Annotated in this window: 6 protein-coding genes; 1 reads left to right on the plus strand and 5 read right to left on the minus strand. The window is 70.7% G+C overall.

Going from position 1 to position 10881, the window contains the following annotated elements:
* Positions 1–10: 10 nt before the first annotated feature.
* The 4 genes from sigM to AB0I43_RS06905 form a co-directional block, all read right to left on the minus strand.
* Positions 11–640, minus strand: coding sequence for an RNA polymerase sigma factor SigM (sigM, locus tag AB0I43_RS06890; RefSeq protein WP_356971929.1), 630 nt, complete (start codon positions 638–640; stop codon positions 11–13).
* A 293-nt stretch (positions 641–933) separates the two neighbouring features.
* Complete coding sequence (locus tag AB0I43_RS06895; RefSeq protein WP_356971930.1) at positions 934–5091, minus strand: lipid II flippase MurJ; 4158 nt, start codon at positions 5089–5091, stop codon at positions 934–936.
* Between the two features lie 260 nt (positions 5092–5351).
* Positions 5352–7895 carry a DUF6049 family protein gene (locus AB0I43_RS06900; RefSeq protein WP_356971931.1) on the minus strand — a complete coding sequence of 848 codons (2544 nt, stop codon included), beginning with the start codon at positions 7893–7895 and terminating at the stop codon, positions 5352–5354.
* A 59-nt stretch (positions 7896–7954) separates the two neighbouring features.
* Positions 7955–8491, minus strand: coding sequence for an NUDIX hydrolase (locus AB0I43_RS06905; protein ID WP_356971932.1), 537 nt, complete (start codon positions 8489–8491; stop codon positions 7955–7957).
* A gap of 84 nt (positions 8492–8575) precedes the next feature.
* Here AB0I43_RS06905 and AB0I43_RS06910 point away from each other — a divergent pair, with 84 nt between their 5' ends.
* Positions 8576–10036, plus strand: a complete 1461-nt coding sequence (locus tag AB0I43_RS06910) for a CCA tRNA nucleotidyltransferase (RefSeq protein ID WP_356971933.1) — start codon at positions 8576–8578, stop codon at positions 10034–10036.
* Between the two features lie 17 nt (positions 10037–10053).
* On the opposite strand, the gene AB0I43_RS06915 is transcribed toward AB0I43_RS06910, so the two are convergent.
* Positions 10054–10869 carry a hypothetical protein gene (locus AB0I43_RS06915; protein WP_356971934.1) on the minus strand — a complete coding sequence of 272 codons (816 nt, stop codon included), beginning with the start codon at positions 10867–10869 and terminating at the stop codon, positions 10054–10056.
* Positions 10870–10881 lie beyond the last annotated feature (12 nt).

A 10881-nucleotide genomic window follows, 5' to 3' on the forward strand; every position in this document is an offset into this window, starting at 1 on the left:
CGCATTGCGGTTACTTCCGGTTCCGTGGATCGCGCAGAAATTCCAGGCGTTCTTGCAAACGTTGCCGACCGCGGGCGCAGCGGCTCTTGATCGTGCCCTCCGGCACACCCAGCAGCGCGGCCGCGTCGGCCACGCTATACCCCTCCATCTCCACCGCCACCAGGGCGGTGCGCTGGTCCGGCGGCAGCGCGAACAGGGCTCGCTCCACCACCATCGACATCTCCATTTCGGCGAAGGCGTCCCGGTCGTCGAGGGGTTCGGGCATGTGCTCCGGGCTCAGCGAGAGCGCCCGGCGGGCTTTGTTGCGCCGGATCCGGTCCAGGCAGGCGTTCACGACGATCCGGTGCAGCCAGCTCCGGACCTCGGACTCCCCGCGGAACGACGCGGCGGTGCGGTGTGCGGCCAGCAGCGCGTCCTGCAGCGAATCCGCGGCGTCCTCGCGCGTGTAGGAGGTGCGCAGGGCGGTCTGCCAGAGATGGTCGTTGTGCCGGCGCACCAGTTCGCCGAACGCGTGGTGCTGACCGCCGGCATGGGCGCGCAGCAGCTGGATATCGGAGAATTCGTCCGGCTGGAACGGCCGGGCGCGAAACGCGACCGGACCTGAGGGACCCCCGTGGGAACCCCCGTTCAATTCGGACAAAGCCCAACCCCTCCGACAGCGCTCACGAAGCGACAGCCGGGTCGGCTATCGCCATCTATTTCCCGCGGCATCCAGGATCGAGAACACCGAACCCGGGAAAGCTCCCACCAGAGAGCGCGTAGCGATCATAGCCGGGCGGGCGGGCGTATCGAATATCAGGGACCGAGACGATCCAGATCCGCGGCGCACGCGGAATCCGCCTGGCGCACTACAGGATTGACGAAACGCGAGAATGGCACGGGATGGACACGTGCGCGGGGTGGCACGGAATGGACACGTGCGAGCTTCGTGGCCTACCGGGCGGCGTCGAAGCGGAGGTCGGCGATCGCGGTTTGGAACTGACCACCGGAATTGCCGAGACCGGTGATCCAGACGAGCACATAGCGGGCGGGTTGGTCGGCGCGCACCGGAATCTCGGTGACGCCGTCCCCTAGTCGCGCCGAGCCGATCAGCTGGGTCTGATCCAGCGTCGGCGAATCGGTGGGCGAGGTTCTGATCTCCACCGACGTGCCCGGGCTCGGCGAGGTGATCGACACGTTGGTCAACTTCGCCGGGCTCGGCAGCGTGGCCAGCAGCCCGATGCCCTTCTTCAGGGCCGGGAACTGCTGGAAGTACTGATCCGTCTTCCACACGGTGCCGGGGTTGTGGTCCAGCACCGCGTTCACGTTGCCCGCGTTGTCCGGGGTGCCCTCCGGGGAGAACACCTCGGCCTTGGCCACCGGCACCGGCACGCCCGCGGGCGCGGCGACGGTGGTGGGCGCGGCGTCACCGGGGGTCGGCGGCGCGGTGGCCTCGGTGGTGAGGCCGATATTTCGCTGTTCGTTGAGCGGCTGCTCCGAGGCGGTCGGCGCGAACAGGCTGACCATCCACCAGATCACGATGCCGACCACCAGCGCGGCCAGGATGCCCAGGCCGACCATGATCCACATCATCCGCTGCGAGCGGCCACGTTCCTGGGCGAGCAGTTCCGGATCGGCCAGCGAGTCGTCGTGCGCGGCCGCGGCCTGGGCGTTCTGGCGCTGACCCAATCTGAGCACCGGGATGAAATCGGTCTTCTGGTCGACCACCGACGCCTGCTCCAGCACGTGCTGAACGGTGGCGGCGGTGCGCACGCCCTTGTTCGACTCCAGCGAGCGCACGGCGACCGCGGAGATCTCGAAGGGCACCTCGGGCCGGATCTGGCGCGGTTCCACGGGGGTGCCGTCCGGGCCGAAATCGGCCAGGCGCAGTCCACCGGTGGTCGCCGCGGCGCCGGTGACGCCGCCGGTGCGGATCGGCCAGCGCGCGGTGATCAGGGCGTAGAGCATGGCGCCGAGGCCGCGCACGTCGGACTGGGCGTCGGAATCCGACAGCGTGCCCGGGAAGGCCAGCACGGCATCGCCGGAGGCGCTGATCCGCACCCGATCCGGGTGATCGATGGACAGCGAACCGCCACCGCGGTGGGCCAGCTCGGCGGCCGAGGCCAGCGCGCGGACGGCGCGGGCGGCGCCGATCGGCGAGGGCACCGTCTCGGCCATCTCGCGCAGCGACCGGCCCGGGGTCCACTCGGCGACCACGATGCCGCCGGAGCTGCCGCGCACCACGTCGAGCACGCGGGCCAGGCCGGGCGAGTTGATCCGGCCCAGGCGTAGCGTGCGCGAGAGGATCGCCTGCGGGCCGTCGTGACCGGAGTTCTCGCCGGCCTTCTGGTCCGCGTCGACGAAGGTCAGCGCGACCTCGCGATCGAGCTTGATGTCCAGCGCCTGCCAGAACGTCAGACCGCGGGCGCCGCCGTGCGGAGCCAGCAGCCGGTAGCGGCCGCCCGCCACCGACGCGCCTGCGAGCAGCTTGGGGCCGCGCGGGCCGCGCCGTGCGCCCGGGTCGACGCCCGGGGGCGGCGCCTGCAACGGAGGGATGGGGATCATCCCGGTGTCATACATCGGATCGCGCGGCGCGGGGCCTGCGCTGTCGCGCCGCCCGGGCGCGGGATCCGGAGAGGGGTGTTCGATGTCGGTCTCCAAACCGCCGGCTGTGGTCGCAGATGGATCGGCGGACGGGACGCCGCCCACCGCCGCGTCGTCGCTCACCCTCGGTCCTCCTTCGCCCTGATCTGTCGAGGTGCCGGCGAATTCGCCACTTGTGCTTCTCTGCCGAACAGGGTACGGGAACTCACCCCTGCTGGTGCGGTCAACGGCCGCGTCCCGAATGACGGGCAGCACCATGGTCTGCGCGTCCATGTATGGGTCGAATCCCGAGTAGCCGTAGGGATCCGGCCGCCGGAACACCTGCGTGGCGTACTCGTCCTCGACCGGACCGTCGAGATCCAGGTCAGGCGCCGGCGGCGTGATTCCCAGCCGTCGGGACACCGCGACCGTAATTGCAACGATTTCAGGAACACCGGCGAGTCGCATCAGTCCGAAGGCGACGGTCAACAGCACGACGCCGTCGATCGCCACCCGGATCAGCGAGCCCGGTCCGCCGAAGGATTCCGAGAGCCGGTCCAGCCCGAGCACGGTGTCGACGATGAGCATCACCGCGCCGCCCGCGATCGAGGCCAGCAGCACCCGGGTGATGGTGCGCCCGACATTGGCCATGCGCAGATCGCCCAGGCTGCGATGCAGCAGGTAACCGCCGATGCCCGCGCCGACCGCGAAGCTGATGCCGTTCACCGCGCCGAGCACGATCACGACCTGATCGGGCGAGCGGGCGATCGTCGGGGCCAGCAGCGAGAGCACGATCTTGACGCCGGTGATGCCGAGGATGATCCAGGTCGGCGTCCAGGCCTGCTGGCGGGCGTAGAAGACGCGCAGGTGGATCAGCACCAGCGAGTACGGGATCAGCGTGAACGCCGACCAGGCCAGGGCCGTGCCGAGCCGCTCGGCGTCACCGGAGAAGCGCGCGTAGCCGAAGAGGGCCTCGCCGATCTGCGGGCCGGCCAGCGTGAAGAAGGTGACCACCGGCAGCAGCGCGATCATGCTCAGGCGGGTGGCGACCGAGAGGTCGTCGACCACGGCCGGGGTGTCGTCGGCGGCCGCGTTGCGGCTCAGCCGCGGCATGATCGCGGTCAGCAGCGTGACCACCAGAACGCCGTAGGGCAGCTGCAGCAGCAGCCAGGTGTAGGAGTAGATGGCCGGGCCGGCCGCGTCGGCCTGGGAGGAGACGTGGTTGGCGAAGATCATGCCGAGCTGGCTGATCGCCACGTAGAGGATGATCGCCGCGCCCATGGTGCCGAACTGGCGCAACCGCTCGTCCAGGCCCCACAGCGGGCGCAGATCGATGCCCTCGCGCCGGATGGCGGGCAGCAGGCTGAGCGCCTGGACCACCACGCCCAGGGTGACGCCCACACCGAGCACCAGCAGCTTCGGGTCGCTCATGTGCACCGGGTTCAGCGTGATCTCGCCGGGGGTGAGCGCGTAGATGCCGAGCACGGCCAGCACCACCACGTTGTTCAGCACCGGCGCCCAGGCTCCGGGTTTGAAGTTCTCCCGGGTGTTCAGGATCGCGGTGAGCAGCGCGGACATGCCGTAGAACAGGATCGCCGGGAGCAGCAGGAAGGTCAGCGCGGTGGTGAGCGCGGTGTTGACCTTGCCGTCGGCGTCGACGAAGACGTGGGTGGCCAGGATCGGGGCCAGCGCGGTGGTGAGCACCGTGGCCGCCAGCAGCACCGCGAACGCCGCGGTGATCAGGCGCCGGGTGAAGGCGGCGCCGCGGTCCGGGTCCTCCTGTTCGGCGCGCACCAGCGTAGGCACCACGATGGCGCCCAGCACGGCGCCGAGCACCAGCTCGGCGATCATGTTCGGGATCAGGCTGGCCGAGGTGAACGCGGAGGCGATCTCCGGGCCGAGCACGGCAGCCAGCATGAGCACCTTGCCGAAGCCGGTGATCCGGCTGACCAGTGTCGCGACCGCCATCGAACCGGAGTTGCGCAGCAGTCGCCCGCCCGCGCTCTCCTTCGGCTCGGGCTGCTCCGGCTCCTTGGTGACGACCGGCCACTCGTGGGTGCGGGCACGCGGGCGCTCCGGCGCGGGACGCTCCGGCCGCCGCTGCTGCGGGGCCGGATGCGCGGGCACCGGGTTCGGCTGCGGCGCGGGGTAATTCGGGGGTGCGGCGAGCCGTTTGACCGGCGGCCGGTCCTGACGCGGCGCACCGGGCTGCGGTCGACCCGGCTGCCCCTGCGGCGGCATCGGGGGCCGGGCCCGGCCGGGCGGCGGCTGCCGGTCAGCCGGGGGCGGCTGTGGCCGGTCACGCGGTGGCGGCGGTTGCTGCCGGTCACGCGGTGGCGGTTGCTGCCGATCGCGCGGCGCGGCGGGCGGGTAGGACTGCTGCCCCGGATGCGGCCGGGGTACGGGCTGCCGCGGATCGGCTCCGGGACGCCCGGGTGGCGGCGGCACCGGTCTGCCCGGCGGGGGGCCACCGGGACGGTTGACCTCGGGACGGCGCGGTGGCGCGCCGTAGGGATCGCGATGGGTCATGCCCGGCTCTTCTCGGGGCTCGGGTGGCTGTAGTCGGCGCTCCCAAGGTGCCGCAGGAGCCCGGCGGGCGGGTGGCCCGTCCGGTCTTTCCTCGCCTCGGGGCGGATGAGCGGACAAATCATCGTCGCTCATCATGCCTCCTGTACCGCGCCGGACCCGCACACCCGGCTCGCTCGCTGCCCGGCGTTTCGCCACATCTCACCAAAACACCGCATCCATCGAGCTCATCCCCATTGTGCACAACGCCCAGCGGGGTTCGCTCAACTCTCGTCACGCAGTGCCCGTTTCCGTGCCCGCAGGTAGCGGTTGACGCGACGCCGGGTACCCGGATCGAAGCCTTCGTCCGCCGGATCGGGTTGCCCGCGGAACCGGTGCCACAACCGGCGCCCGGCCAACAGGAACAACAGCAATCCAGCGCATGCGGTAATTATCGCCAACGTCTGACCGTAGGCGTTCGAGCGCACCGAGACCGAGGTCGGATGACCCAGTGCGACACCCTCGGGTGTGGTAACGGAGATGGGAATGACCAGGTTACGGCTGTCGTCGATCTCGGTCGGGATCTGGAACGAGCGGGTTCCGTTGGCGGGCAACTGCTGTTCGCCGAGATCGGTGATGTTCGTCTCGGCGGGCGCCTCGATCCGGAACCGGATGCGGATCGCGACCGGCAGATTGTTGCGCGCCACCAGCAGCAGCGGGCTCTGTTCGGAGGCCAGCGTGTAGACGCCGCCCGGCGGCAGCACGGTCACCGAGTTGAAGAGCCGATCCAGTTCGCGGGTGGTCTGATCCTGGCGCCGCTGCGCGAAAGTGTCCGGCTGCGCGGCGTTTCCGGTGCGCCGGTCCGAGAGCGTGAGCACCCGGATCAGGTCGTCGCGCAGCGGGGTGAGGAACTCGCTCGGCGTCGGCTCGGTTTCGGGCACCTCGACCAGCGCGTCCAGCAGGTCGGTGATCCGGGCCGCCTGGTCGCGGGCGGGCTCCACGAAGCGGCTGGGCACCGCGTCGCGCGCGGCCTGGCCCAGATAGTCCAGTTCGTAGGGTTGCCCGTCGGGCTGCTCGGCGAGGAGCTCGGTGAGCGGGCGCGGCGTGGCCAGGTTGTTGCGCATCAGCAGATCGAGCTGTTTGAGCAGTGCCGCGGCTTCGTCCTTGTTGGCGCCCCACTGCTGCGGCGGCATGAGCAGCTGCGAACGCGGGCGGCCCGCAAGCGGATTCAGCGCGGTCCAGGAGATCGCGCCGAGCGCGTCCTGCAGGCGGGCGGTCCGCGAGTCGTTGGTGACGTCGTAGCGGACCCGGCTCGGGGTGTAGGACGGGGTCGGCGGATTCGAGCCGACGGCGGCCAGCGCGGTGGCCGACCAGATGTCGAAGGTCGCGACGTGCAGCGCCGGGTCGGCGGGCGGCGCCGCCGGGGTGCTCGGCGCGCTGGTCGTGGTGCCGGGCGCCGCGGAGGTCGGGGCGGGCGTGGTGGACGAGGTTGCGGGCGAACTCGTTTCGACCGGCGTCGGCGGGGTCGGCGCGGTGATCCCGGGCACCCGGACGATCGCGGGCGCGGCGGGCTCGGGCAGCGGCTGCGCGGTGCGCGCGGTGGCGCTGACCTGCGGCAGGTCGCTCGCGCCCGCCGTGCCGACCGGCACCGCGGCGGTGTCGGCGAGGACGGCCGTCCCGAACCCGTGGCCGCGCAGGAGCTTTCCGCCCTCGGTGTCGATGCTGCCCGCGTCGGGCAGGCTCACCCCGCGCACGGATTTGGTGGTCAGCAGGGAATCGACGATGTCGGCGGGCCCGTGCAGGGCGCGCGCGGACAGGGCCGGATCGTTCACGGCCGCCAGCGCGGCCACGTCGACCTGCGCGAACGGCAGGGCGACGGTGCAGGTCGAGGCGGCGACGGTGCGCAGCCGGTCCAGCCAGGCCTGCGCCGCCTCGGCGCCCGAGCCCGCCCGGGTGGCGCCGTCGGGGTCGGAGGGGCTGGCCAGCACCCGGTATCCCTTGGTCATGGCCTGGGCGGTGAGCAGCAGGTCGGGGTCGACCGCGACGCACAGCCCAGCGGTCGGGTTGTTGCGGCTGCCGTTGCCGATCGCTGTCTCCAGCGCGGCGACCAGTTGCTCCAGCCGGCCGCCCTTGGCGAGCGAGGCGGCCAGTTCGTCGTCGGTGAGTTCGACCTTGCCGTTCACCGTGCCCGGGAGGCCCGCGACCATGCGCGGCCGGTCCGCCAGCGGCCAGATCACCGTGGTCGCGACCGGTACGTCGGCCGGGGCGGGCAGGGCGGGCTCGCCGTCCGCGGCGGGCAGGCCCAGCACGGGCAGCAGGAAACGAGCGTCGTCGAGGCGGGCCTGACTGCCGTAGGCCGGTTCCCCGTTGACGTTCAGCAGCAGCGGATACACCCCGGCCTGGGTCAGCCCGAGCGACTCGCCCTCGGGGCCGCGCAGCGCGATGCTCAGCGTGAACTGTTTGCGCTGACCCGGGCTGAGCCGCTCGGACACGTCCTCGAACGGTCCGGTCACCTCGTAGTTGATCTGGTCCAGGCGCAGCGCGTAGCGCAGATCGCTCGGTGTGGTCACCGCCGGCGCGCGCTGGATCCGGACGCTGATGTCGTCGACCACGCGGTCGCCGATGTTGGTGACCGTGCCCGACACCGTCAGCCGGGCATCGCTGGAGGTGGTCACCGTGGTGGGTGACACCGAATCCAGCGAAAGCTTCAGGAACTTCGGATTGCCGGCGTTGTTCGACCCGCTCGGCTGCGCGCTCGCCGAATGCGGCAGCACGAGCATCGAACCGATCGAAACCAGGACCGCCACCACGATCCGGAGCAGGGTCACCCGTCGCCCGGGCACCACCGCCCCCCACGGAGTCGCTGCGCGACGCCGAACAGTTTGGATCATCGCTTGCCGGTCTCCATCCGGTCGATCAGCTTGTTCGCCACCTCGGCCAGTCGCCGCTCGTCCGCGTAGGCGAGCCGGGAACCCAGCTCGCTCAAGGGAACCCAGGCGACCTGGGTGACTTCCACGTCGGCGTCGGACAGCTCACCGCCGACCGACCGCAGGAGATAATGATGCACGGTCTTGTGTACCCGGCGGCCCTCGGTCACGAACCAGTAGTCGATGCTGCCCAGTTCGGCGACCACGAGGCCGTTGATGCCGGTTTCCTCCGCGACCTCCCGGATCGCTGTCTGCTCGGGGGTTTCGCCCTCTTCGATGTGGCCCTTGGGCAGCGACCAGAGCAGGCGCCCGCGCCGATCGGTGCGGCCGATCAGTGCGGCGCAGCGCTTTTCGCCGGGGCCGTCGAGGCCGTCGACCACCAGGCCGCCGGCCGAGGTTTCCCGGACGGTGCGCATGCGCGGCTTCGGCGCGGCATTGGCCGAACCGCGGCGCCGAGGCTGGCGGCGTCGACTGTTCGCGCGATCGGCCGGAGACACCAAGCAAGCTTAGACCGTGGGCCCGGGCCGCCTGAGTCGGCGGCGCTTAGGCGCTGCCGCGGAAGGTCGGTAAGCTGCCGTTTCGTGGTTTCGCCCAAGTCCGAGGATGCAGCACTGGATCGACGTACCCGACTGCTGGCCGCGGCCGCGGTCACGCTCGGCGGGTTGTCGGAGGTGCTCACACCGCTGGGCGAGCTGTTCGCGGCGCGGGGGCACGAGCTCTACCTGGTGGGTGGCAGCGTGCGCGACGCGGTGCTGGGGCGGCTGGGCACCGATCTGGATTTCACCACCGATGCCCGCCCCGACGTGGTGCAGGAGTTGCTGCGCGGCTGGGCCGATCACCTGTGGGATACCGGCGGCCTGGCGTTCGGGACGGTCAGCGCGGCCAAGGACGGCCAGCAGCTCGAGATCACCACTTTCCGCAGCGACAGCTACGACCGGGTCTCGCGCAATCCCGAGGTGACCTTCGGCGACACCCTGGAAGCCGACCTGGTGCGCCGCGATTTCACCGTGAACGCCATGGCGGTGCGGATCGGCGCGGACGGGACGCTGGCGTTCGTGGATCCGCTGGACGGGATGGACGCCCTGCTCGCGGGTCTGCTGGATACCCCTGCCGCGCCGGAGGATTCGTTCAACGACGACCCGCTGCGGATGCTGCGCGCGGCGCGTTTCGTCGCCCAGCTCGGCTTCGAACTGCATCCGCGGGTGCACGCGGCGATCACGGCGATGGCCGAGCAGATCGATCGGATCACCGCGGAGCGGGTGCGCACCGAGCTGGACAAGCTGATCGGCGGCGCGCATCCGATCGACGGCATCAACATCATGTGCGAGACCGGCCTGGCCCAGCGGGTGCTGCCCGAGGTGCCCGCGATGAAGCTGGAGATCGACGAGCACCACCAGCACAAGGACGTGTACTGGCATTCGCTGACGGTGCTGCAGCAGGCCATCGACCTGGAAGAAGGCGACCCGGACCTGGTGCTGCGCTGGGCGGCGCTGCTGCACGACATCGGCAAGCCCGATACCAAGCGCAACGAGCCCGGCGGCGGGGTGAGCTTCCATCATCACGAGGTGGTCGGGGCGAAGATGGTGCGCAAGCGGATGCGGGCGCTGAAGTATCCGAAGCAGTTCACCGAGGACGTCGCCCGGCTGGTGTTCCTGCACCTGCGGTTCCACGGGTACGGCAAGGGGCAGTGGACGGATTCGGCGGTGCGCCGCTACGTCACCGATGCCGACGACCTGCTCCCCCGCCTGCACAAGCTGGTCCGCGCGGACTGCACCACGCGGAACAAGCGCCGGGCCGCCGCGCTGCGCGCCACCTACGACGATCTCGAGGTCCGCATCGAGCGGTTGCGCCAGGAAGAGGATCTGGCCAGGGTCCGGCCGGATCTGGACGGCAACGCGATCATGGAGCTGCTCGGTCTGCCGCCGGGGCCGCAGGTCGGCAAGGCGTGGACCTTTCTGAAGGAGCTGCGCCTGGATCGCGGTCCGATGAGCCGCGACGAAGCCGAGGCGGCGCTGCTGGAGTGGTGGAAGACGCAGAGCTGACCCGTTTCCGGGCCGGATCAGAAGACGATCAGCGTGGTCCCGGTGACGATGGCGGAGCGGATCTGGGCCAGGTCGAACGAGCCGGTCAGCTCCGGTAGCTCGACGCGGAAGCGGACCAGGTCGCCGTCGCGCGCGGCCGAGACGATGCGCGCGTGGTTGGGCAGGCCGTCCATCAGCACGGCGGGCGCGGTGATCAGGTTGCGCGGCAGCCGCACGCCCCACCAGGTGGCCTTCTCGATGCTGACGGTCAGCAGGTTGTCCTCGACGGTGGCGTCGACCAGGGCGCTGAGTTTGTTCCTGCGGTGCCTGGCCTGGATGTAGCCGCTCTCGTGCACGCTGAGGTCCCAGTCCAGGCCGCGTTCGTTCAGCCAGCCGACGAGCGCCGCGGTGGTGACGGTGCCGTCCAGGTCGAAGTGCTGGGCACGGACCTTGGTGGGCACGCCGGGGATCAGGCGCACCCCGTGCGCGATCAGCGTGGCCGATTCGACGGCGTGCTTGTCCCAGGTGATCCGGGACAGCACCGTTTTGGTCTGGAAGTGCGCACCGCGGCGGCGCACCTTGAGCACCTGCAGCGTGGCGTGCATCTCGTGCCCGAGCAGCGTCGCGCTGATCTCCTGGCCGCCGAAACGGCTCAGGATGCCCTCGCTGAGCATGGTCATCAGGACATCCGGCAGCAGGGCGGTGACGGTACCCGCGCCCAGGTCGGCGACCGGGTCGACCCAGGACGTGGTCACCGATACCCACTGGTCGATCCACGACTGGTCGAAGAGCCGTTTCCCGGCTTCGACCGCCCGTAGCGGCGACCATGACTTCGGATCGAAATACGTGGCCATGATTGCTCCGAG

The sequence above is a fragment of the Nocardia sp. NPDC050435 genome (assembly GCF_040655395.1).
Lineage (GTDB): Bacteria > Actinomycetota > Actinomycetes > Mycobacteriales > Mycobacteriaceae > Nocardia.